The organism is Kitasatospora sp. NPDC101183, assembly GCF_044767945.1.
In the GTDB taxonomy this organism is placed as follows: domain Bacteria; phylum Actinomycetota; class Actinomycetes; order Streptomycetales; family Streptomycetaceae; genus Kitasatospora.
This window is the reverse complement of record NZ_JBIWOW010000021.1, coordinates 29,096-53,440: the sequence shown is the minus strand read 5'-3', so window position 1 is coordinate 53,440 and position 24,345 is coordinate 29,096. Positions and strand designations below refer to the sequence as shown.

At 75.1% G+C, this 24,345-nt stretch carries 13 protein-coding genes; 1 reads left to right on the top strand and 12 read right to left on the bottom strand.

From position 1 onward, the window contains the following. Positions 1-3: 3 nt before the first annotated feature. The 8 genes from ACIRRS_RS27260 to ACIRRS_RS27225 form a co-directional block, all read right to left on the bottom strand. A complete protein-coding gene (locus ACIRRS_RS27260; RefSeq protein ID WP_402975886.1) occupies positions 4-255 on the bottom strand; it encodes an acyl carrier protein in 252 nt (83 codons plus the stop codon). 101 nt (positions 256-356) lie between these two features. Continuing rightward, entirely contained in the window at positions 357-1,157 is an 801-nt protein-coding gene (locus ACIRRS_RS27255) for an ABC transporter permease (protein WP_402975884.1), read from the bottom strand. Then, a complete protein-coding gene (locus tag ACIRRS_RS27250) occupies positions 1,154-2,137 on the bottom strand; it encodes an ATP-binding cassette domain-containing protein (RefSeq protein ID WP_402975882.1) in 984 nt (327 codons plus the stop codon). Before ACIRRS_RS27250 ends, ACIRRS_RS27255 begins: the two co-directional genes overlap by 4 nt. A 3-nt stretch (positions 2,138-2,140) precedes the next feature. Beyond that, positions 2,141-2,344, bottom strand: a complete 204-nt coding sequence (locus tag ACIRRS_RS27245; protein ID WP_402975880.1) for an MbtH family protein — start codon at positions 2,342-2,344, stop codon at positions 2,141-2,143. Further along, positions 2,341-9,621: an amino acid adenylation domain-containing protein gene (locus ACIRRS_RS27240; RefSeq protein ID WP_402975878.1), complete on the bottom strand. Its 7,281-nt coding sequence runs from the start codon at positions 9,619-9,621 to the stop codon at positions 2,341-2,343. The genes ACIRRS_RS27245 and ACIRRS_RS27240 overlap by 4 nt, the downstream gene beginning before the upstream one ends. Next, positions 9,618-16,076 carry an amino acid adenylation domain-containing protein gene (locus ACIRRS_RS27235; RefSeq protein ID WP_402975876.1) on the bottom strand — a complete coding sequence of 2,153 codons (6,459 nt, stop codon included), beginning with the start codon at positions 16,074-16,076 and terminating at the stop codon, positions 9,618-9,620. Before ACIRRS_RS27235 ends, ACIRRS_RS27240 begins: the two co-directional genes overlap by 4 nt. Next, positions 16,073-17,065, bottom strand: coding sequence for a 2,3-diaminopropionate biosynthesis protein SbnA (gene sbnA, locus ACIRRS_RS27230; protein WP_402975874.1), 993 nt, complete (start codon positions 17,063-17,065; stop codon positions 16,073-16,075). Before sbnA ends, ACIRRS_RS27235 begins: the two co-directional genes overlap by 4 nt. A gap of 197 nt (positions 17,066-17,262) precedes the next feature. Then, positions 17,263-17,898 carry an LmbU family transcriptional regulator gene (locus ACIRRS_RS27225; protein WP_402975872.1) on the bottom strand — a complete coding sequence of 212 codons (636 nt, stop codon included), beginning with the start codon at positions 17,896-17,898 and terminating at the stop codon, positions 17,263-17,265. 490 nt (positions 17,899-18,388) lie between these two features. On the opposite strand from ACIRRS_RS27225, the gene ACIRRS_RS27220 reads away from it, so the two are divergent. Further along, the gene (locus tag ACIRRS_RS27220; RefSeq protein WP_402975870.1) at positions 18,389-19,102 is read left to right on the top strand and encodes a BTAD domain-containing putative transcriptional regulator; all 714 of its coding nucleotides are present in this window, start codon (positions 18,389-18,391) and stop codon (positions 19,100-19,102) included. 59 nt (positions 19,103-19,161) lie between these two features. Here the strand turns inward: ACIRRS_RS27220 and ACIRRS_RS27215 are convergent, their stop codons facing one another. The 4 genes from ACIRRS_RS27215 to ACIRRS_RS27200 all read right to left on the bottom strand — a co-directional run bounded on the left by ACIRRS_RS27215 (position 19,162) and on the right by ACIRRS_RS27200 (position 24,339). Next, the gene (locus ACIRRS_RS27215; RefSeq protein WP_402975868.1) at positions 19,162-21,375 is read right to left on the bottom strand and encodes an MMPL family transporter; all 2,214 of its coding nucleotides are present in this window, start codon (positions 21,373-21,375) and stop codon (positions 19,162-19,164) included. A 350-nt stretch (positions 21,376-21,725) separates the two neighbouring features. Next, positions 21,726-22,850, bottom strand: a complete 1,125-nt coding sequence (locus ACIRRS_RS27210) for an acyl-CoA dehydrogenase family protein (RefSeq protein ID WP_402975866.1) — start codon at positions 22,848-22,850, stop codon at positions 21,726-21,728. Beyond that, positions 22,847-23,461, bottom strand: coding sequence for a hypothetical protein (locus tag ACIRRS_RS27205; RefSeq protein ID WP_402975864.1), 615 nt, complete (start codon positions 23,459-23,461; stop codon positions 22,847-22,849). The genes ACIRRS_RS27210 and ACIRRS_RS27205 overlap by 4 nt, the downstream gene beginning before the upstream one ends. Next, a complete protein-coding gene (locus ACIRRS_RS27200; protein WP_402975862.1) occupies positions 23,458-24,339 on the bottom strand; it encodes a hypothetical protein in 882 nt (293 codons plus the stop codon). The genes ACIRRS_RS27205 and ACIRRS_RS27200 overlap by 4 nt, the downstream gene beginning before the upstream one ends. Positions 24,340-24,345 lie beyond the last annotated feature (6 nt).

Here is a 24,345-nt window from a genome sequence, read left to right as displayed (position 1 = left end):
TCCCTACCAACCCGCCGCGCGCGCGGTGACCCGGTGGATCGCCTCGACGTTGACCATCTCGGGGAGCTCCTCCATGTCGATGACGATGGTGAACTCCATCTCGATCGCGCTGAGGATGTCGATGAGCTTCAGCGAGTCCACGCCCAGCTCGTCGACCAGGTGGGTCTCGTCGCCGAGCGCGGCGAACTCGACACCGATCTGCTTGGCGACGATCTCCTTGATCCGGACGTAGTGCTCTGGCGTAACGGTGGACATGGGGTGCTCCTTCGGGCTGGGGTGGTGCTGGCGCCGGTGGTTCCGGACGCCAAACCTAGGGGGACCGGATGATGGGCAACTGACATCCCGCTGACGCTGGTTCAGCGCTCCACGGCACGGCGGAAACCGCGCAGCGCGGCGGGGACGACGGCCAGCAGGACGAGCCCGAGGGAGCAGGCCACGACGATGCCGGGGTGCTCCGCGGGGAACCCGGAGGCGGGCCCGGTCGGCTGGTTGTGCCACAGGTTGCGGCAGAGGGTGATGACGGAGCTGACGGGGTTCCACTCGGCCGCCGGGCGCAGCCAGTTCGGCAGGCCGCCGACCGCCACGTAGGCGTTGGAGAGGAAGGAGAGCACGACCAGGATCAGCGCCCCGGTGCCGTCGATCGCCTCGACGTTGCGCATGGTGGTGCCCAGCAGGATGCCGACCCAGAGCATGACGAACGCGAAGGCGAGCAGCACCCCGAAGCCGGCCGCGATCCCGGCGAGGCCGCCGTGCGGGCGCCAGCCGAGCAGCAGGCCGAGGCCGGAGACGGCGGCCAGCGCGACCGCCGCGGTGACCATGTCCGACAGGGCGCGGCCGATCAGCACGGCGCTGGCGGAGATCGGCATCGACCGGTAGCGGTCGACCAGGCCGTCGCGCAGGTCGATGGCCACGCCCAGGGCGGTGGGCCCGACCCCGGCGAGGGCGACCTGGGCGGCGATCCCGGCCATGATGTAGTCCTCGTACGAGGCGACACCGGGGATGGTGATCGAGTCGCGGAACAGGTACCCGATGGCGATCAGCATGACGGCGGGGGTCATGGTGATCAGCAGCAGCCGGGCCGGTGACCGGCGCAGGTGGCGCAGGTGGCGGCCGGTGAGGACCGCGGTGTCGGCCAGGTAGGCTCCCAGCGCCGTCATGCCTTCTCGGTTCCTTCCGCGGAGGGGGACTTGGCCGTGGCGGCGGCCCCGGTGAGGGCGAAGAACACGTCGTCGAGCGAGGGCCGTCGGACCTGGAAGTCCGCGGCCGTGACGCCGCGGCTGCGCAGTTCGGAGGCGGCCAGGGCGACGTCGTCCAGGCCGTGTTCGAGGGGGACGGACACGCGCAGGCCCTCCTCGTCGGTGGTGGGGGCGCGGCCGCCGAGCGCGGCGAGTGCGGCCGCCGCGTCCGTCAGCTGCTCGGGCCGGGCGACCGTCACCTCCAGGCTGTCGGTGCCGACCTTGCGCTTCAGCTCGTCGGGACTGCCCTCGGCGACGACCTTGCCGGTGTCGATGACGACGACCCGGTCGGCCAACTCGTCGGCCTCCTCCAGGTACTGGGTGGTCAGCAGGACGGTGACGCCGCCGGAGACGAGGTCGCGCACCACCTTCCACAGCACCGTGCGGCTGACCGGGTCGAGGCCGGTGGTCGGCTCGTCGAGGAACAGCACCTCGGGCTCGCCGACCACGCAGGCCGCGAGGTCGAGCCGACGCCGCATGCCGCCGGAGTAGGTGCCGACCGGCCGCTCGGCGGCGTCCAGCAGGCCGAAGCGGTCGAGCAGTTCCTGGGCCCGGGCCGCCGCGCCGCGCTTGCCGAGGCGGAGCAGCCGGCCCAGCAGCACGAGGTTCTCGCGCCCGGTCAGCAGCCCGTCCACGGCGGCGTACTGGCCGGCCAGGCCGATGCGCCGGCGCACCTCGCGCGGGTCGCGGACGACGTCGTGGCCGGCCACCACGGCCCGGCCGCCGTCGGGGCGCAGCAGGGTGGCGAGGATGCGGACGGTGGTGGTCTTGCCGGCGCCGTTCGGGCCGAGCACTCCCAGGACCGTCCCGGCCGGCACCGACAGGTCGACGCCGTGCAGGGCGGTGTGGGTCGCGTAGCGCTTGGTCAGCCCCTCGGCGAGGATCGCCTGGTCGCTTCCCACCGGTCAGCCCCGGTTCCGCAGACCGGCCGGTCGCATGTCGGTCCAGTTCTGCGCGATGTGTTCGACGGCGGAGGCGCGGTCGGTCTCTTCGAGCGCGACGGTCCAGCCGTCGGGCAGGTCCGCGAAGGCGGGCCACAGCGAGTGCTGGTCCTCCGCGTTGACCAGCACGAGGAAGCGGCCCTCGGCGTTGTCGAAGGGGTTGCTCATGACACGTCTCCCAGCTCGTCAGGGGTCGTACGGGTGGTACGGGTGGCACGGGTCGTACGGGTGGTGGCCGTGGTGGGGTGCGGGTCGGCGAGCCGGCTTTCGACGACCCGGCCGATCTCGGCGGCGGGGCCCGGGGCCAGCATGTCCGGGTGGGCGCAGTCCACCGGGTGGACGTCCACCCCGCCGGCCACGTACCGCTCCCAGGTCTTGGCGCGGACGGCGATGTCCTGGCCGTCCAGCGAGCCGGTGGCGACCAGCAGCGTCATCCGGCCGTCGAAGGTCTCCGGCACGTGGGCCCGGAAGAGGTCCACGTTGGCGCGCATCACGGTGAGCAGCCGGGCCAGGGCGGTCTCGTCGAAGGCCGCGAGCGGGCCGCCCGTGCGGGCGAGCAGGGCCGCGACGGCCGGGACGGTCGGGTGCTCCAGGGCGTCGGTGCCGAGGCCCGCCTCGGTGAGGAAGTCCTGGAGGAACTCCTCGTCCGTGGGCTGGGCGTCGGGGGCGGAGTCCGGGTAGGCGTCGAGGTTGGCGAGGAGGGCGACCTCCTCGCCGTCGGCGCGCAGCCGTACGGCCATCGCCTGCGCCACGATGCCGCCGTAGGACCAGCCGAGCAGCCGGTACGGGCCGTCGGGCTGGACGGTGCGGACGCGGGCGACGTAGTCCTCGGCGACGGCGGCGAGGCTCTCCGGCGGGGCCAGCTCGCTGCCGAGGCCGGGCGCCTGGAGGGCGTGGACCGGCTGGTCCGGGTCGAGGTGGCGGGCGAGTTCGGCGAAGGGCAGGCCGAAGCCGAGGCCGCCGTGGACGCAGAACAGCGGCGCCCGGGAGCCGCCGGAGCGGATCGGCAGCAGCGGGGCGAGCAGGTCGACCGGGCCCTCCTCGACGGCCCCGCCGGACTCCTCGGGGCGCCCGGCCAGGGCGAGTTCGGCCAGGGTGCGGTACTGGAAGACGGCGGCCAGGTCGAGCCGCAGCCCGGCCTGCCCGGCGGCGTTGACCAGGCGGATGGCCTTGAGGCTGTCGCCGCCGAGGGCGAAGAACCCGTCGTCGGGGCCGACGGCGGTTCGGCCCAGCACCTCGGCCGCGGCCGCGCAGAGCACCTGCTCGGCGGGGGTGCGGGGCTGCGCCGGGGCGGTGCCCGTGGAGGCCGGGGCGGGCAGGGCCGCGGTGTCCAGCTTGCCGTTGGGCGTGAGCGGCAGCTCCGGGAGGAGGACGAACGCGCCGGGCACCGCGTGCGCGGGCAGCGTGCGACCCAGGTCCCTCCTGAGGTCGGCCGGTTCGGGGGCGTCGGCGTTCGGGGCGGGCACCACGTAGGCGACCAGCAGGCGGTCCCCGGAGCCGTCGTCCCGGACGGTGACGGCGGCGCGGGAGACCGACGGGTGGGCGGCCAGGGCCCGTTCGACCTCGCCGGTCTCGATGCGGTAGCCGCGGACCTTCACCTGGTGGTCGCTGCGGCCGGTGAAGTGCAGGCGGCCGTCGACGTCCCAGCGCACGAGGTCACCGGTGCGGTACATCCGGGTGCCGGGCGGACCGAAGGGGTCCGCGACGAAGTGCCCGGCGGTCAGCCCGGGGCGGCCGAGGTAGCCGCGGGCCAGGCCGTGGCCGGCCACGTACAGCTCGCCGACGGCGCCGTACGGGACGGGGCGCAGGCCCTCGTCCAGGACGTACACCGCGGTGTCGCCGATCGGCAGGCCGATGGGGACGGAGGAGGCCTCGGGGGCCAGCTCGCGCACCTGGTGGACGGTGGCGATGACGGCGGCCTCGGTCGGCCCGTAGGCGTCCACCACCACGGTGCCCGGCAGGGCCTGGCGCAGCCGGCGCACGTGCTCCGCCGAGACGGCCTCGCCGCCGGTGAGCAGCAGGCGCAGGGGGGCGAGGCAGGCCGGGTCGAGGTCGGTGATGACGTTGACCAGGCGGGGGGTGAGCAGGGCGACGCTGACGGCGTTCTCGCGCAGCAGCGCGCCGAGCCGCTCGGGGTCGGTGCGCCCGGGCGGGTTCACCGCGAGGCGGCCGCCGTGCGCCAGGGCCGTCCAGACCTCGAACACCGAGGCGTCGAAGGCCGGGGAGGCGTTCCACAGGTAGGTGTCGGAGCGGGCGAAGCCCAGGTCGGGCATGCCGTGGACCAGACGGGCGGTGGCGCGGTGGGAGACGCCGACGCCCTTGGGGGTGCCGGTGGAGCCGGAGGTGTAGATGACGTACAGCAGGTCGTCCGGGTCGGGCCCGCCGGCGGGCGCGGCCTCGGGGAGGGCGTCGATCGCGCGGCGGGTGTCCGGGTCGTCCAGGCGGACGGTGGTGCAGCGGCCCTCGGGGTCGGCGCTCGCGGCCTCGGCGGCCAGGGAGCGCTGGGTGAGCAGCACCTTGGCGCCGCTGTCGGTGACCATGTGGCGCAGCCGGGCCTCGGGGTAGGCCGGGTCCAGCGGCAGGTAGGCGGCGCCGAGGCGGGCGGCCGCCAGGACGGCGACCACGGCGTCCCGGCCGCGTTCCAGGCACAGGGCCACGACGTCGCCCCGGCCGAGGCCGGCGGCGGCGAGGTGGCGGGCCGTCCGGTTGGCGGCGGCGTCGAGCTGGCGGTAGGTCAGGGAGCCGTCGAGGACGGGACCGGACGCGGCTCCGGATGCGTGGAGCACGGCGACGGCCTCGGGGGCGGCGGCCAGGTGGGCGTCGAACAGTTCGGTGAGCGTGGCGCGGGCCGTGTCCACCGGGCTCTGCCCGAGGGAGCGCAGGTCGCCCCGGGTCTCGGGGGTGAGGACCTCCAGGCGGGAGAGCGGGGTGGCGGGCGCCCCGGTGGCGGAGGCCAGCAGCTCGATCAGCGCGGCGCCGAGGCGGCGGACGGTGCGCTCCTCGAAGAGGTCGCTCGCGTACTCGACGGCCAGGTCGATCCGGTCGGCCGTCGGGTCGGCGGTGAGCTGGACGAAGAGGTCCCACTTGGCGGTGGTGCCGGTGGTCGGCACCGGCTCCATCGTCAGGTCCGTGCCGGTGTCGGGGACGGGGTCGGCGTCCCGGCAGTCGAGGATCACCTGGAACAGCGGGTTGCGGGAGAGCGAGCGCTCCGGCTTGAGCTCCTCGACCAGGCGCTCGAAGGGCAGCTCCTGGTTCTCGTAGGCCGCGAGGTCGAACTCCCGGACGCGGGAGACGAGTTCGGAGAAGGACGGGTCGCCGGAGGTGTCGGTGCGCAGCACCAGGGTGTTGACGAACATGCCGACCAGTCCGTGCAGCCGGGCGTCGCTGCGCCCCGCCACCGGGCTGCCGAGCGGGATGTCGGTGCCGGCGCCGTAGCGGGTGAGCAGGGCCGCGAGGGCGGCCTGGGCCACCATGAACAGGCTGACGCCGGCCTCGCGGGCGAACGCCCGCATCGCGCGGACGAGTTCGGCGGGGAAGGGCAGGTGCACCGTGCCGCCGCGGTGGGTGGCCAGGGCCTGGCGGGGCCGGTCGAAGGGCAGGCCGGTCTCGACCGGAAGGCCGGCCAACGCGCCTCTCCAGTAGTCGAGTTGGCGGGACAGCTCGCTGGCCGGGTCCTGCTCGGAGCCGAGCAGCCGCCGCTGCCACAGGGTGAAGTCGGCGTACTGGACGGGCAGTGGCTCGAAGGCGGGGGCCCGGCCCTCCAGTCGGGCGCGGTAGGCCTCGGCCAGGTCGTGGGACAGCGGGCCCAGGGACCAGCCGTCGGCCGCGATGTGGTGCAGCACCAGGGCGAACACGTGGTCGTCGGGCGCGAGGGCGAACAGCGTTGCCCGCAGCGGGGGTTGGGCGGCGAGGTCGAAGCCGCGGGCGGCCTCGGCGGCGAGCGCCGCGGGCAGTTCCTCCTCGGTGCAGTCGACCAGGGGCAGCGCCGGCTCGACGGCCTCCGGGGCGAGCACGCGCTGCTCGGCGCCGGTGCCGTCGCCGCCGACGGCCGGGAAGACCGTCCGCAGGGACTCGTGGCGCACGACCAGGTCGTGCAGGGCCGCGCGCAGCGCGTCGGCGTCCAGAGCCCCGCGCATCCGTACGGCGAAGGGGATGGCGTACAGCCCGTCCGGCACCCCGAGGCGCTGCAGGAACCAGAGGCGCTCCTGGGCGTGGGAGAGCGGGACGGAGGCCGGGCGCTCCAGGGCGAGCAGCTCGGGCGTCTCGCGGGGCGCCGCGCCGGAGCCGTCGGTGCCGGCGGCGCGGGAGGCGAGGAGCTCGGCCAGGGCGGCGGCGCTGGGGGCCTCGAAGACGTCCCGCACCGTGAGCGGGCTGCCGAGCCGGGCCCGGACGAGGTTGGCGACCCGGGCGGCCAGCAGCGAGTGCCCGCCCTGGGCGAAGAAGTCGTCGTCCGCGCCGATGACGTCGAGGCCGAGCACCTCGCAGAGGATCGCGCACAGCTCGCGCTCCTCCTCCGTCTCCGGCGCACGGCCGGCGGCGGTGTGCTCCGGGGCGGGCAGCGCCCGGGCGTCCACCTTGCCGTTCGGGGTGACGGGCAGGGCGGGGAGCACGACGAGGGCGGCGGGCACCATGTGGACGGGCAGGGCGGCGGCGGCGTGCTCGCGCAGTTCCTCCACGTCCACCTCGGCGCCGGTGGCGGGCACCAGGTAGCCGACGAGGCGGCGGTCCCCGGGGCGGTCCTCCCGGACGGTCACGGCGGCCTGGGCCACGGACGGGTGGCCGCCGAGCACGGCCTCGATCTCGCCCGGCTCGATGCGGAAGCCGCGCAGCTTGACCTGCTGGTCGGCGCGGCCGACGTAGTCCAGCGCGCCGTCGTCGAGGCGGCGCACCACGTCGCCGGTGCGGTACATCCGGGTGCCGGGCGGGCCGAAGGGGCAGGCGGTGAACCGCTCGGCGGTCAGATCAGGGCGGCCGTGGTAGCCGACGGCCAGGCCGGGGCCGGCCACGTACAGCTCCCCGGCCACGCCGGTCGGGACGGGGCGCAGGGCCGAGTCGAGGACGAACAGGCGGAAGGCCGAGACCGGGGTGCCGATCGGCGGGCGGCCGGGGCCGTGCAGCGGGTCGCTGACGCTCGCGCAGACCGAGGTCTCGCTCGGCCCGTACGCGTTGTGCAGCTCCAGGCGGGCCGACCAGCGCTCGGCCAGGGGCGCGGGCAGCGCCTCCCCGGCGGTGAACAGCCGCAGGTCGGCGGGGAGTTCGGTGTCGACGGGCAGGCCGGCCAGGACGGTCGGGGGCAGCACCGCGTGGGTGACCCCGTGCGCGAGGAACAGCCGGGCCAGCGCCTCGCCGGACATCCGGCTCTCCGCGGTGGCGAGCACCAGGGCGCCGCCGGTGTAGAGGGAGGCGCACAGCTCCCAGACCGTGGCGTCGAAGCTGAAGGAGGCGAACTGCAGGGCCCTGGCGCCCGGGCCCGCGTGCAGCCGGGCGGCGTGGTGGGCGGCCAGGTTGACGGCGCCCTCGTGCGGGACGACGACGCCCTTGGGGCGGCCGGTCGAGCCGGAGGTGTAGACGACGTAGGCGGGGCTGCCCGGGGCGGCGTGGAGCCGCGGGGTCTGCGGCGCCGCGTCGGGGTCCAGAAAGTCGGGGCCCAGGAAGTCGGGGCCCAGCAGGTCGAGGTCGACCCGGGGCGCGGTGCAGGCCTGCGGCAGCGCCGTCCCGGAGACGGTGACCACCAGGGCGGGGGCCGCGTCCTCGAGCATGTAGGCGATCCGCTCGGGCGGATAGGCCAGGTCGACGGGCAGGTAGGCGGCGCCGGTCTTGAGCACGGCGAGCAGCGCGACGATCATGTCGGCGCCGCGCGGCAGGGCCAGGGCCACGAAGGTGTCGGGGCCCGCGCCGGCGGCCGCGAGGTGCCCGGCCAGGCGGTCGGAGGCGGTGTCGAGCTCGCGGTAGTCCAGGGTGCGGGCCGCCGCCCGGTCCTCCGGGCGGTCCTCGTCCGGGACGACCAGGGCGGGCGCCCGCGGGTTCCGCTCCGCGTGCCGGCGGAACACCTCGTGCAGGGTGGCGGCGGCGGTGCGGTCGTCGCGCAGGTCGGGGCCGGCGCCCAGCCCGTCGGGGGCCTCGTCGCGGCCGCCGATCGAGGCGAGCAGGGTGTCGGGGGCCTGGGCCGTCCGCTCCAGGGCCTCGACGAACAGGGCCAGCGCGCGGGCGGCCGTGCGGGCGCCGTCGCCGTCGAAGGCGCCGGGCGCGTGGGCGAGGGAGAAGTCGAGGCCCGCGCCGGGTGTCACCGTCAGGCCCAGGGCGAAGTGGGTGGCGGTGCGCACCTGGATGTCGTCGAGCAGCAGGCCGCCGTCGGAGGGGACGGTCTCCGCCATGGGGTAGCTCTGGAAGGCGACGGCGGTGTCGAACAGCTCGCCGCGCAGGCCGGCCGCGGCCTGGACCTCGGCGAGCGGCAGGTGGGTGTGCGGCAGCAGGTGCACCTGCTGCCGGGCCAGGGCGCGGATCAGCTCGGCGACGGTGTGGTCGGGGCGCACCTGGGCGCGCACCGGCACGGTGTTGGCGAACAGCCCGATCATCGTCTCGACGCCCGGCAGCTCGGGCGGGCGGCCGGAGGTCACGGTGCCGAAGACCACGTCCTGACGGCCGGACAGGTACCCGATCGCCACCGCCCAGCAGGCCTGCACGGCCGAGTTGAGGGTGACGCCCTCGGCCGCGCACCAGGCCGACAGGGCCCGGGTCGCCCCGGCGGAGAGGGCGGCCGTGTGGATCTCGGGAAGCGCCGCCGCGTCCTGCCCGACGGGGCGCGGGGCGAGGTGCAGCGGGCCCTCCAGTCCGGCCAGGGCCCCGGCCCAGGCGGCGCGGGCGGCCTCCTGGTCCTGCCCGGCCAGCCAGCGCAGGTACGTCCGGTACGGGGCGGGCTCGGGCAGCGGCCCGGTGCCGGTCAGGCCCGCCAGGGAGAGCAGCTCCTGCGCGGCGAGCGGCATGGACCAGCCGTCCAGCAGCAGGTGGTGCACCGACCAGAGCAGCCGGTAGCGGCGCCGCCCGAGGCGGATGGCGGTGAAGCGCATCAGCGGCGGCCGGGCCGGGTCGAAGCGCGCCTGCCGGTCCTCGTCGGCGATGCGGTCGGACTCGGCGCGGCGCTTGCGGTACGGGAGGCCGGCGAGGTCCACGTCCCGCCAGGGGACCTGGACGGAGCCCTCGTCCAGGACGACCTGGACGATCTCGCCGTTGCGGCGCGGCCGGAAGCAGCTGCGCAGGTGCGGGTGGCGGGCCAGCAGCGCCGCCGCGGCCTCGCGCAGGCGCTCGACGGGCAGTTCGCCCTCGACCCGTACGGACAGCTGGAGGATGTACGGGTCGGGTCCGCTGCCCTCGGCGGCGAGGTAGTGCAGCCCCTGCTGGAGCGGGGAGAGCGGCAGTGCTTCGACGATCCTGGGCTTCCCTGTCACAGCATGTCCTCGTTCAAGTCGATCTCCATCAGGGCCAGTTCGTCCTCGTCGAGGGCCAGCAGGGGCTCGTCCGCCACGACGGGCTCCTCGGCGGGCTGCTCGGGCCGGTGGGCGTCGGCGAGTTCGGCCAGGGACGCGACCGTCCGGGCCGTGAACACGTCCCGGACGGCGAACACCACGCCCTCGCGGTGCGCCCGGCTGACCACCTGGATCGCCCGGATGCTGTCGCCGCCGAGTGCGAAGAAGTCGTCGTTCGCGCCGACCCGTTCGACGCCGAGGACCTCCGCGAAGACGGCGCACAGCGCCTCCTCGTGGGCGGTTCGGGGCCCGCGCGGCGCGGCGGGCGCGCCGGGGAGGGCCGCCGGAGCCGGGGCGGGCGCCGCGCCGGGCCGGGGCCGCAGCTGCGCGCCCGTACGGGCCAGCGTGGTCTCGGGGGCGGTGGCGGCGAGGTGCAGCAGGGCGGTGAAGCGCTCGGCGACGGCGGCCACCCGGTCGCCCTCGAAGGCGGTGGGCAGGTAGTCCAGCCGCAGCCGCAGGCGCTCGCCCTCCGGCAGCACCGCCATGCTCAGCGGGTGGTGCCGGGCGTCTCGGGCCTCGGTGCGCAGCACCCGCACCGTCTCCGTGCCGGCGCCGCCCGAGGCCGCGCCGGAGCCGATCGGGAAGTTCTCGAACAGCAGCACGGTGTCGAAGGCCTCGCCGACGAGCCCGGCGGCCCGGTGGATCTCGGCCAGCCCGAGGTGCTCGTGCGGCAGCAGTTCGGCGCGCTCGTCCTGGAGGCCGCGCAGCAGGCCGCCGAGAGTGGCGTCGGGGTGCAGCCGGACGCGGACGGGGACGGTGGTGAGGAACATGCCGACCATCGACTCGATGCCGGGGACCTCGGCGGGCCGGCCGGCCGTGATCGCGCCGAACACCACGTCCGGGGAGCCGGTCAGTTCGCCGAGCAGCAGGGCCCAGCAGCCCTGGACCACGGTGTTGACGGTCAGCCCGGCGGTGCGGGAGGCGGTGTGGAGGCGGGCGGTCAGCTCCGGGTCGAGGTCGAGGTGCAGCGACTCCGGGAGGGAGAGCGCCTGCGCCTGCGCCGCCGGGGCGACGAGCGTCGGGCCGGGCAGCTCGGCGAGCGAGCGCCGCCAGGCCTCGCGGGCCGCCTCGCGGTCGCGGGAGGCGAGCCAGGCGTAGTACGAGCGGTGCGGCGCGGGCCCGGGCAGGTCGGCGCCGGCGGGAGTCCCGTCGCCGCCCTCGGCGAGCAGGCCGAGCAGCTCCTCGACGAGGATCGGCATCGACCAGCCGTCGACCAGCAGGTGGTGGCCGGTCCACAGGAAGCGGTACTGCTCCGGGCCGGTCCTGATCAGGGTGAAGCGCAGCAGCGGCGGGGCCGACAGGTCGAACCGGCGGGTGCGCTCCTCCTCGGTCAGGCGGTCCGCCTCGGCGGCGCGCTCCGCTTCCGGAAGGTCCGTCAGATCGATCTCGTGCCACGGGAGTTCGGCGTCCGAGGGGATCAGCTGGACGGGGTCGCCGGAGGCGCGGTGCAGGAAGACGGCCCGCAGCGCCGGGTGGCGCCGCAGCAGCGCCTGCCCTGCGGCGCGCAGGTCGGCGGGGTCGAACGAGCCCTCGAGGTCCGAGGCGATCTGCAGGGTGTAGACGTCCACCCCGTCCTGCTCGGCCTCGTGGTGGAAGAGCATCCCGCGCTGGAGCGGGGTGAGCGGCAGCGCGTCCGAGAGCGCCTGCCCGGCGGCGAGCGAGGGGTCGGCGGCGGCCAGGGCGGCCTCGTAGCCCTCGATCTCCTCCTGGTCGAGGCCGACCAGCGGGAAGTCGGCCGGGGTGGCGCCGCCCGCGTCCGGCGAGGCGGCGTGCTCGACCAGGGCGCGCAGGGCGCTGAACCAGGACTCGGCCAGCTCCTCGACGGACTCGCGGTCGAGGACGTCCTCGGCGAAGGTCCAGTTGGCGACCAGGTGCGGGCCGTCGGCCCGGTCCTCGGTGGCCGGGGTGAGCGCGAGGACGTGCTCCAGCGGCATGGCCGGCTGCATGCCGGTGCCGACGATGCCGTCGCCGGTGACGGGCGACCAGAGCACGTCCTCCCGGGCGTCGAAGCGGCCCATGTAGTTGAAGCCGATCTGCGGCCGGGGGTGCGCGGAGAGCAGGCGCGCGGCCTGCGGGTTGAGGTGGCGCAGCAGGCCGTGGCCGATGCCGTGCTCGGTCACCTCCCGCACCTGCTCCTTGACCGCCTTCACGGCCCGGCCGAGCTCCTGCCGGGGCCGGGGGCCCGCGTCGAGGCGCACCGGGTGGATGCTGGTGAACCAGCCGACGGTGCGGGAGAGGTCGAGGCCGTCCGCGATCTCCTCGCGGCCGTGGCCCTCCAGTTCGATCAGCGTGGAGCTGGTGCCGTCGCCGCAGCGGCGCAGCCGCCACTCGTCGACGGCGATGGCCAGGGCGGTCAGCAGGACGTCGTTGATCTCGGCCCGCAGCGTGGCCGGGACGGTGGTGAGCAGGAGGTCGGTGACCTCGGGCGGGAGCTCGGCGCGCAGGGTGCCGGCGGTGGCCTTGACGTCCTTCGCCGGGTCGACCCGGCGGGGGCCGAGCAGCGGGTCGGGGCCGGTCAGGATGCGCTGCCAGACGGCCAGTTCGGCGCCGCGCACCTCGGTGCGGGCCTGCTCGGTGAGCAGCCTGCTCCAGGCGCGGAAGGAGGTGCCGACGGCCTGCGGCTCGGGCCGGCGGCCCTCGGCGAGGGCGGTGCAGGCGGCCGACAGGTCGGTCAGCAGGATGCGCCAGGACACCCCGTCGATGACGAGGTGGTGCGCGACCAGCAGCAGGATCTGCTCGTCCGGCTGCGCGGCGGGGCCGGGGATCAGGACGGCGCGGATCATCCGGCCCGCCGCCGGGTCGAGCCGGCTGCGGGCGGCGGCGGCCTGGCGGTCGATCAGCTGGTGCAGCGCGGGGGCGTCCGCGGGCGGCCGCTCGTCGGACAGGGCGAGGACGAGGCCCTCGTCGGCCGGGACGGCGCCGCGCGGGAGCACCTCCATCTGCCACAGGCCCGGGGAGGGCTCGGTGACCCGGGTCCGGAGCGCGTCGTGGTGCTCGACCAGGGCCTGGAGCGCGGTGGACAGCCGTTCGGCGTCGAGCCCGGCGGGCACCCGGACGGCGATGTGCTGGCTGAACGCGGCGGCGGGGCCGGTCGTCGAGCCGGTGTCCTCCTGGAGGCGGGCGGCGATGGGGGTGAGGTCGAGGACGCCGACCGGCTCCACCTGGCCGCCGTCCTGCGCGGCGCGGCCGTCGGCCGGCCGGGCGATCCGGGCGAGGAGGCGGGCGGTGCGGCCGGTGAACACGTCGCGGGTACTGAGCACCAGGCCCGCGCGGCGGGCCGCGCCGACCACCTCGATGGCGCGGATGCTGTCGCCGCCGAGGGCGAAGAAGTCGTCGTCCGCGCCGACCGAGGGCAGGCCGAGGACCTGGGCGAACACCGCGCCCAGGGTCTGCTCGGCGTCGGTCCGCGGGCCGCGCGCCGGGGCGGCGGGGGCTCCGGGGGCGGCGGCCTGTGGCGGAACGTTTCCGCCGGGCGCGGGCAGGGCCTTGCGGTCGACCTTGCCGTTGGCGGTCAGCGGCAGGGCGTCCAGGACGACCCACCGGCCCGGCACCATCCAGCCGGGCAGCACGGCGCCGACCTCGTCGCGCAGCAGGGCCGCGTCCACGCCGGTCGGGGCGGCCACGTAGCCGGCCAGGCCGGAGCCGTGGGCGACCACGACGGCGTCCAGGACGCCCGGGACGGCGCGCACGGCCGCCTCGATCTCGCCCAGCTCGACGCGGCGGCCGCGGACCTTCACCTGGAAGTCGCGCCGCTCGACGAACTCCAGCTGCCCGTCCGGGCGCAGCACCACGCGGTCGCCGGTGCGGTACATCCGGGAGCCGCCGCCGGCGAACGGGTCCGCCGGGAAGACGGAGGCGGTGCGGACCGGGTCGCCCACGTAGCCGCGGCCCACGCCGACGCCGCCGACCCACAGCTCGCCGGGCACGCCGACGGGCATCGGGCGCAGCCCGTCCCCGAGGACGTACAGCCGGGTGCCGCGCACGGCCCGGCCGATCGGGACGCGGCCACCGGCGGCGTCCTCGGCGGTGACGAAGGCGTGCGTCACGTCGTCGGAGCACTCGGTCGGCCCGTAGGCGTTGATCATGCCGATGGCGGGGAAGCGGGCGTACCAGCGGGCGCACAGGTCGGCCGGCAGGGCCTCCCCGGTGACCATCAGCCGGCGCAGGACCGGCAGGCGGGGGGCGTCCCCGCGGGCGTCCCAGAGGTCGAGCGCGGCGCGCAGCAGGGAGGGGACCACCTCCAGCACGGCGACCTTCTCGTCGACGGCCAGGGCGAACAGGGCGTCCGGGTCCGAGGCCGTCTCCGGGTCGGCGATCACGGTGCTGCCGCCGACCAGCAGCGGCGAGAGCAACTGCCAGACGTGCACGTCGAAGGTGAGCGGGGCGTTGGCGACGACGCCCTCGCCCGGGAGCAGCGCCAGGTCGTCGACCTTGGCCCGCAGGTGGTTCAGCATGCCGTCCCGGTGCACCATCGCGCCCTTGGGGCGGCCGGTGGAGCCGGAGGTGAACATCACGTACGCGAGGTCCTGGCCGGAGCCGACCGGGGGCACGGCGGGGCCGTCGGCCGCCTGGCCGTCCGAGGCGAGCTCCAGCGGCAGGACCTGGACGGCTCCGGCGAGTTCGGTGAGTTCGGCGGCCTCGCGGCCCTGGCCGTCGAAGCCCTCGCCGGTGAGCAGCACGGAGACACCGGCGTCGCCCAGCAGCGAGGCGGTGCGGGCGGCGGGCGCGGCGACCTCCAGCGGCAGCCAGGCGGCGCCGACCGTCTGGCAGGCGAGGATCGCGGCGACGTAGCCGGCGCCGGGGCGGGTCAGCAGGGCGACGACCCCGTCCGGGCCGCAGCCCGCGGCGCGCAGCCGGGCGGCCACGCCCTCGACGCGGGCCTGGAGTTCGGCGTGGGTCAGCCTGCGGGCGCCGTCGACCACGGCGACGGCCTCGGGCGTACGGGCGGCGGCGGCCCGGATCACCGCGTCGGCGCCCTCTCGGGCCGGGGCCTCGTCGAGCCCGGGGCCGGTGAGGATCCCGCCGGGCTCGCCGGGCAGGACGACGTCCAGGCGGTCGACGACGGTGTCCGGCGCGCAGCGTGCGAAGGCGCGCAGGAAGGCGCCGAACCGGGCGGCGTGCGCTGCGAGTTCGTCGCCGTCGTACAGCTCGCTGTTGCCGTCCAGGTGCAGCTCCAGGGAGCCGTCGCCGGTGTTGAGGACGGTGAGGATCAGGTCGTTGACGATGCCGGTGGACAGGTTCACCACCTGGCCGCGGCAGGGGCCGAAGTCCAGCACCGGGTCCTGGTCCAGGACGTTGACGAAGGGCCCGAAGGGGCGCCGGTCGTCCGTGCGCAGGCCGATGTCGCGGCGGATCCTCTCGCCGCGGTAGCGCTGGTGGCGCAGGGCGTTGGCGATCTCGACCCAGGCGGCGCGCAGCAGCTGGTCGCGGGTCGCGCCGTGGCGCACCGGCACGGCCAGCGGGAGGTAGTTGGCGACCATCCCGGGGATGCCGCGGGCGGCCGCGCCGACCCGGGCGGTGACGGGCAGGGTGAGCAGCGGCTCCTCCAGGCCCGTCATCCGCTGCACGTAGGCGGCCATCGCGGCGGAGACCAGGACGGCCGGGGTGGCCCCGGCGCCGGTGGCGGCGGCGCGCAGCGCGTCCGCGTCGGCGGCGTCCAGCACGTCGGTGCGGCGGATCGCGACGAGGCCGGGGGAGGGCTCGCGGGTGGAGAGCGAGGACGGCTCGGGCGAGCCGGTGGTGAGCCGGTTCGTCCAGTAGGCGCGGTCCTTGGCGAGGCGGGGGGACTCCAGGTAGGCGGCCTCCGCGTCCAGCAGCAGCCGGAACGGCGGCAGGGCCGAGGCGGCGAGGCCGGCCTCGGCCCCGTCGGCCGCGAGGTGACTGTAGATCGCCGCGAGCCGCGGGTGGAACAGGTTGCGGCTGTAGCCGTCGGAGAGGATGTGGTGCATGCAGAGATGGAGCCGGTGGTGCTCGGGGCCGAGGCGGAGCAGGGTGCTGCGCATCAGCGGCGGCTCGGCGGCCTTCATCGGCTGGTCGAGGTCGCGGAGCATCCAGGCCTCGGAGGCGGCCACCGGGTCGCTCTCGCCGGTGAGGTCGACGAGGGGGACGGGGCCGTCCGCGACCGGTTCGACGATCTGGCGGGCGACGCCGTCGTGCTCGGTGAAGCGCACCCGCAGGCCCTCGGCCTCCACGGCCAGGCGGCGCAGGGCGCGCTCCAGCAGGCCGGTGTCCAGGGGGCCGTGGAGGTCGATGTAGTCGCCCATGGTGTAGCCGAGCGGGCCGGTCGCGAACTGCTCGTCGTACCAGACCTCGGACTGCGCCGCGGTGAGTGGCAGGTTGATGCCGCTGACGCCGTTGCTGCCGGGGGACACGGTCATCGCGCTGCTCGCCCTTCGTTCCGCTCCTCGTCGTCGCCGGCGAGCGCCGCGTCGTCGAAGGTGTCGCGGACCCAGTTGTCGTCGTAGATGGTGTCGAGGTAGCGCTCGCCCAGGTCGGGGGCGACGGTGACGGCGGTGACGCCGCGCTCGGCGTTGTCCCGCAGCCAGGAGAGCGCCCCGGCCACGGCCGTGCCGGTCGATCCGCCGAAGTGGTAGCCGTGGGAGGCGAGTTGGCGGCAGATCCGGACGGTGTCGCGCTCGTCGACGTGGACGACGGAGTCGACGAAGGACTCGTCGAGGAGCCCGGGCCGGATGCTGGTGCCGAGGCCGGGGATGTGCCGCGGGCTCGGGGGGCCGCCGAAGGTGACGGAGCCGATCGAGTCGACGGCGACCACCCGGACGTCGGGCCGGTGCTCGTGGAAGTAGCGGGCGCAGCCCATCAGGGTGCCGGTGGTGCCGGCGCCGATCACCAGGATGTCGAGCTCGGGGAACCGGTCGGCGATGGCGGGACCGGTGGTCCGGTAGTGGGCCATCCAGTTGCCCGGGGCCTCGTACTGGTTGAGCCAGACGACCTTCTCGTCGGCGGCGCACATCTCCTGCACGTAGCGGATGCGGGCGCCGAGGAAGCCGTCGACGGGGTGCGGCTCGGTGATGGTGTGGACCTCGGCGCCGAAGGCCTCCATGGTGCGGCGGGTGGCCGCGTTGCAGCGGGAGTCCGTCACGCACACGAAGCGGTAGCCGCGGTTGGCGGCGAGCATGCTGAGGGCGACGCCCATGTTCCCGGAGGAGGACTCGACCAGGGTCGAGCCGGGGCCGAGGACCCCGGCCGCCTCGGCCTGGGCCACGATCTCGCGGGCGGCCTTCAGCTTGATCGAGCCGGCGAAGTTGAAGCCCTCCACCTTCAGGTAGAGGTGTCTGGCGAAGATCGGATGAAGATCGACGAACAGATCGCTCACGTCGAATTCGTGCGGCGCAGTTATGACAGGCATTGCAAGCTCCCGGCCGTCGGCGGTACGTCGTGGCGTCGACAACTACGAGGTTCCATGCCTGCTCTGACCGGCCGCTGACACCATGCTGACGTGACCCGCCGGGCGCGCGGGGAAGGTGCCCCCACCAGGTGCGCGGGGGTTCCCCGGCGGCTCACATCGGCACAGGTGGCGGCCGCCGCCACCCTGCGCGGTGACGCTCAGTCAGTTCGTACCGCCTCGCCGGAGCCGACGGCGGCGCGCGGCCCGCTCCCGGTCGGGCCGAGCAACTCCGCCGCCGCCGAGTCGAGTTGGCTCGCCACCCATTCGTCCAGTGCCACCCCGGAGCGTTCGGCGGCCAGTTGCCACTGGCCGAGGCGGTCGCGGTCGACCACCACCCGGGGTAGGGAGGCCGTCTCGCGCGGTTTCAAGGCGGCGGACGGGCGGCCGCCCTTGATCTCCGTGCGCAGCCGGTTCCTCGACCACTGGTGGTACTCGGCGAGGGCCATCCAGAGGTCCTGCTCCTCGTCCGGGAGGGCGGCGACCTCGGCGTGGTGGCCGAAACTGAGCCCTTCCCGGCGCCGTCGCGGCTCGAACCGCCGTGCGACCCACACGTAGTTGCGGATCGTCTGGTAGTCCAGCCCCGCCGTCTCCATGGCCCACCGGTAGCGGTCGGGGAACCGGTTCCGGCCGAAGAGCACCCAGTCGCCCAGGCACCAGGCGGAGGAGTCGGCCATCCGCGCGAGGCCGGCCCCGGCCCGTTCCCAGTCCTCGTACGACACCGAGCCGGGGACCCGTAACCCGATCCTCGTCATCAGGATCCGGGAGCCCGTGTTCCACTTCTCGACAGCAGTCAATTCCGTCTCCCCGTCAGTCGCGGCCCGGCGCTGCGCCGGGCCTTCCGTGCCGCCGCGCGCCCCACCCCGCCGACCGGCGGGAGAATGCCCGCTTTCCAAGATCCACGATCTTGGAAAAGGTCGTGATATTCCGCTCGGGTTCATCAATCTGTTCGATTAGCGCCGGGGAAGTCGTCCGCCGTTCAGGAATACTCGCGAGTAGGAGTGTCCGGAACTGATCGGGCATTCCCGGGCGTCCATTCTTCCGGCGCCCGGGGCCTTCCGCCGTGTCCCGCCGGCGGGACATCGAACCCCCCGGGAACAACACCCCACGCACCGCGGAAATCGCACGGGCGCCTTGGCGTCCCCTCTCATTTCGGATGTAATGTTCGGGCGTCAGGCCACCGATTGATTCGGCACCTCCATAGGCACCACTGGGACTCGGGGGAATTCCGTGTACGTCACCGTGTTGGGACCCTTGCGCGCGGCAAGCGGAATAGAAGCCGCCGCTTTGGACGCCAAGAAGGTCCGCATAGCGCTGGCCGTGCTCGCCCTGCGCGCGGGCGAGGTGGTGAGCTTCGACGAGCTCATCGACGAGCTCTGGGGGGAGGCGCTGCTCAAGAACACCCGGAACTCGCTCCAGGGCATCGTGGCCCGGATGCGCAGGGCCCTCGGGCGCATCGGACTGGACGGCACCGACCAGGGCGTCGTCCGCACCGTCGGCAACGGCTACGTCCTCGACATGCCCGCCGACCGGCTCGACGCCAACCACTTCCTGCGACAGGCCAGGGAGGGCCGGGACCTGATCGGCCGGGAGCCGGAGAAGGCCGCCGAACTGCTCCGCGGCGCGCTGGCCATGTGGTACGGGCCGGCGCTGGTGGACGTCGGCGACGGGCAGCGCTGCCGCGCGGCCGCGATCCGCCTCGACGAACAGCGCAGGATCGTCCAGGAGGACCTGATCTCCGCCCAGTTGGAGGCCGGCGAGGCCGGGGCGGTGGTGCCGGAACTGAAGCAGCTCCACGCCGAGCACCCCGAACGGGAGCGGCTCAGCGAGCAGTTGATGCTCGCGCTGTACAGAACCGGCAGACAGTCCGAGGCGATCGACACCTTCCACCGCACCCGCAAGCAACTCGACGACGAGATGGGGCTGTTGCCCAGCCGTCAGCTCCAGAGGCTCTACCAGGCGATCATCAGTCAGGACGCGTCGCTGACGCTGACGCGCTGAGCGGGAACAGCCGAGGGGCGGGTACCGGACCATGTCCAGTACCCGCCCCTCGCCCGTTCTCAGACCGCTTCGCCGGCGGTGGCGGTCCGGGCGGCCAGGCCGACCGGCTCGTCCTTCGCCTCGGAGCCGGCCTCGGCCTTCGGCTTCGCCACCAGCTTGGACGGCCACCACACGAACCGGCCCAGCAGGGCGATCACCGAGGGCAGGACCACGATCCGGATCAGCGTCGCGTCCAGCAGCACCGCGCAGGCCATGCCCACGCCCAGCTGCTTCATCTCGATGAAGGTCAGCGAGGCGAACAGGGCGAACACCGAGATCATCACCAGGGCGGCGCCGGTGACCACGCCCGCCGAGCGGGTGATGCCCTGCTCGACGGCCTCGCGCACCGACAGCCCGTTGACGGCCGCCTCGCGGATCCGGCTGACGACGAACACGTGGTAGTCCATCGACAGCCCGAGCAGGATCACGAACAGCGTCAGCGGCAGCCAGGCCACCACCTTGCCCGTGGACTGGAAGTCCAGGATCTTGTCGGCCCAGGTGTGCTGGAAGACCAGCTCCAGGACACCGAACGAGGCGCCCGCGGAGAGCACGTTGAGCAGGACCGTCACCAGGGCCAGCACGAGCGAGCGGAAGGACAGCGCGGTGACGATGAAGGTCAGGGCCAGGGCGAAGCCCAGGACCCACGGCATCTTGTCGACCACCTGGGCCCGGTAGTCCACGTCGTAGGCCACGTCGCTGCCGCCGACCGCCCACTTCACGCCCGGCACCTGCCCGACCGTGGCGGGCACGAGGTCGTTGCGCAGCCGGCTGAGCGACTCCCGCGCCTCGGCGGAGCCGCTGGTGAGGCGGGTGCCGATGGCGACGGACACGTACTGGCCCTCGTGCGAGGTGGCGATCTCGGGGGCCGGGTCGGAGGTGTACAGCGGGTCCTGGCCGGCGCGCTGCACCAGGGTGTCGACGGCGGTGCGCAACTGGGCGGCGCCCGCCGGGGGCACCTGGGCCACGACCAGCTGGGTGTTGGACTGGATCGGGAAGAACTGCGTCAGCCGCGCCTCGGCCTGCATGGCGGGCATGCTCTTCGGCAGGTCGTCCACGCCGGTGGCCTTGAGCTGGAGGTGCAGGGCGGGGACGGCCAGCGCCACCAGCGCCACGGTGGACAGCAGCAGGCTGATCGCCGGGTGCTTCAGCGCCGGGCGCAGCAGCACCGACCAGACGCGGCCGTTGCTGCGGCCCTGAAGGCGCCAGATCAGCGGGACGCGGGGGCGCTCCAGGGCCCGGCCGAAGAGGATCAGCATGGCGGGAAGCACGGTGAGCGAGGCGGACATCGCGATGAGCACCACCAGGATGCTGCCGGTCGCCATGGCCGTGAAGGCCAGGTTCCCGCCCAGGTAGAGCGCACCCATGGAGAGGACCACGACGGTGCCGGAGACCACCACGGAGTGGCCCGAGGTGGTGGCGGCGACCTCGACGGCGTCGATCTTGCCCAGCCCCCGCGCCCGCTCCTCGCGGAAGCGCTTGAGGTAGAACAGCGAGTAGTCCACGCCGACGGCCATGCCCATCAGCACGATGAGCTCGCTCACCGCCCCCGGGTCGGGGACGAGCTGCGAGGCGGCGCCCCAGAGGCCGAGGCCGGCCAGCACGGCGGACAGGCCGAGCACCACGGGGACGCCGGCGGCGATGATGGCGCCGCAGACGAACATCATGACCAGCAGGGTGACCGGGAAGCTGAGCAGCGTCGCCTGGCCGACCTGGTCGTTCAGCAGGGTGTTGAGGGCGGCCTTGACGGTGTCGGGGCCGACCAGTTCGACCCGCACCGACGGGTTGCCGTCCTGCGCGGTCTTCACCGCGTCGATCAGCGGCTGCACCCGGTCGGGGGCGGTGTCCTGGTCGCCCTTCATGACGACCGGCACCAGCACGGCCTGCCCGTTGGCGGAGGGCACCGGGTCACCGGTGGAGGCGACGTCGGCGACGCCCTTGAGCCGGGCCACCGCGTCGGTGGCGGCCTTCTCGGCGGCCTGCTTGTCGAGGTCGCCGTGGAGCGAGGTCACCAGCAGCGCCTCGGTCGGGGGCTGGGTCAGCCCGCCGCTCTTGGCGATCGCGGTCGCCTGGGCGGACTGGCCGATCGACAGGTCGGTGTTGGTGGCGATCTTCGTTCCGGTCTGTCCGCCCACCGCCATCGCGATGCCGGCGAAGAGGATCCAGATGACCAGCGCCCACCACGGGTGCCTGGCACTCCACCGCGCCGTTCTCGTCAGCACATTTCGGTTTCCCACGACCACTCCTTCGTTTCTCGCGGGCTCCCGCGAAGCGACCTGCATCTGGGCGGTGGAGAACGGGACGGGTCCAGATGCTCCGAGCGCCGGCCGTTGTGCGAACCGGCGCCCGCCTCTCGACCTTCACGCTAGCGACGGACCGTCATGTCCTCGCGGGGGAAAGTTCTCTGATGAGGGTGGACTTTTCTCCCCTACCGCCGGGGATCGGCGGCCGCCACCATCGATCTCGGAACCGGGCACGGTTCCGCTCCGGACAGGGCCATGGCGCCGGCGTAGTCCCGAGCAGTTCCGCGACGTGCCACGGCCGGCCGTGACCCCCCTCGGCCGGCGTGGCCCGTCGCGGACGGGCCCTACACCTCGGCGCGCCCGACGCGGCCGGTGTGCAGGCCCTGGAACAGGTTGAGCCGCTGCATGGTGCCGGTCCCCTCCATGAACTCCACGCCCCGCGCGTCGCGGGCGTACTTGTCCAGCAGGGGGTGCTCCAGGCGGGCGGCCGGGCCGAAGAAGGACAGCGCCGAGCGCGTGGCGTCCTCCGCGAGTTCGCAGGCGCGGGCCTTGGCGGCCGAGGCGAGGTAGCCGTCCGCCGGGCGCCGGTCCACGGCCGAGGCGGCGCGGTGGGTGAGCAGCCTGGTCGCGTCGATCCTGCGGCCCAACTTCTCGAAGCGCGCCAGCTCTTCGCCGCGCAGCTCCTTGCGGTGCTCGGCGACGTAGTCGTGCGCGGAGCCCGCGATCCCGAGGGCGATGGCGGCCACGCTGGGGCGCAGCCGGTTGAAGACGGCGAGGATGCCCCACATGCCGCGCCGGGTCGGCGGGAGGTGGCGGCCCAGCACCCGCTCCGCCGGGACGTGCACGCCGTCCAGGGTGACGGCCCCGATCCGGGCGCCGCGCAGGCCGAGGGTGGGCAGCGGCTCGGCCGTCCAGCCGGGGTCGGCGGTGTCCACCAGGACGGCCGTCACCCCGAGCCGGTCGGCGCCGGGCACGCGGGCGAAGACGGAGGCGACGGAGGCCCGGGAGGCGTTGCCGATGTAGCGCTTGGCGCCGTCGAGCCGGTACGAGCCGTCGTCCTGCGGGGTGAGGGTGGTGCCCATCTCGCCGATGGCGGAGCCGCGTTCGGGCTCGGTGAGGGCGAAGCTCGTCCAGGTCGGGCCCTGGACGAGCCGGTCGTGGAACCACTCCCGCTGCTCCGGGCTGCCCAGGACGTCCACCAGGACGCCGGTCATGGACGGGCCGGGCGAGGCCATCATCAGGCCGGCGTCGCCGCGGGCGATCTCCTCGACCAGCACCGCCCGTTCGAGGGTGTCGTCCCGCTCCGCCGAGCGGATGCGGGTGGAGAGGTACGCGACGGCCGGCAGGTCGAGCAGGTGGCGGACGGCCTCCGGGTCGCGGTCCAGGTCGAGGGCGGCCGCCCGGAGGTCCCCGGCCCAGCCCCGGGCGAGGCGGCGGAGCTCCTCCAGGTGCGCGGGCAGGGCGGTCATGGCTGCTCCGGGTGCGTGGGGGACGGGAGTTCACGGTGGACGTCCGCGAGCAGCTCCGACAGGTGGGCGTCCCATCCGGGGCCGGGGACGGTGAATCCGTGCGCGCCGAGGAGGCGCAGCAGCGCCCGGTCGGCGAGGGTGATCCGCTCGTGCAGGCGCTCCAACTCGGCGGCGGGGGGCGGCTCCTCGGAGGCGGAGAGCACGCCCTCCGCCTCCAGCTGCTCCATCAGCACGTCGGCCAGGGAGCCCTTGACCATCTGCTTCATCAGCAGGGGCGCGCCCTCGGTGGTGCGCTCCGCGAGCCGGGCGACCACGGCGTCCCGCAGCCCCTCCGACGCGCCGAGGCGCACCCACACCAGCCCGGCCCGCCACTGCTCGGAGGCCCGGGCGGCGGCCGTGTCCGGCTCTGCGGCCAGGAGGCCGGGGCCCTCCTGGCCGCCCGGCAGCGGCGCGGCGCCGGAGGGGAGGAGGGCGTGGCCGCCGGGGCCCCGGGGCGGGGCGTCCGGGGACAGCACGGCGTTCAGCGCGCGCACCGCCTCGACGAGGCCCTCGCGGCGGGCGAGGCCGCGGCACTCCCGCCAGCAGCGGTGGAGGTCGACGGCAACCGTCATCGGACTCCGTCCTTCCCGGTCGGCAGGTCCAGCGTGCAGTGGGCCAGGCGGTCCAGCTCGTGGTCGTGGTCGGCGAGCACCGCCCGTCCGCCCGGCGCGCCGCGCAGGGCCGACCAGACGCCGGTGCACGGCAGTCCGGGCTCCGCGTCGCGGCGGGTGCCGGCGGGGGCGAGCCCGGGGGTGGAGGCCAGGCCGGTGCCGGCGGCGAACAGGCGGGCCTGCGCGAGGTCGGCGCGCAGGGCGGGCAGCGCCCGCTCGGCCGGGCCCTGGCCCGTTCCGGCGACGGGAGAGGTGCCGCCGTCCCAGGCGAGCAGCAGGGCCGCGGCCGAGTCCTGGCGGACGGCGTACTGGCCGGACGCGGGGCCGGGGTACGGCTGCGAGCTCTGGTCGACGACGACCAGCAGCAGCCGGGTCCACGCCGAGCGGCGGGCGTACTCGACGGCGACGCGCAGCGCCGTGAAGGGGCTCAGGACGCCCTGGTCCGAGACGGCGAAGCAGAGCGGTTCGCCCGGGAGCCGGTGCTGGAGCAGCGAGGCGGTGAGCGTGGTGTGCTCGAAGTCCGGGGTGGTGTAGGCGAGGACGGCGACCTGCGGGGCCTCGTCCGGCGCGAGCGGGCCGAGCGCGTCGAGGGCTCCGGCGGCCAGGCGGGGGGTGGGCCGCTGCGGGGAGTGCGTGAACTCCTCGCCCAGGACCCGCGTCCCGTACAGCTCGGCCGCGTGCCGGTGCACCTCCTCGACCTCGGGGCGGGGCGCGCGGCCCGGCCCGTCCTGGTCGACGGGGGTGTACCAGCCGGCCCGGAGCAGGCGGGGGACGGCGCCCCCGGCCGGGCCGGCGGTGGTGGGCAGGGCGCCGGAACGCGGCGCCGCGGTGCGGAACACGGCTGG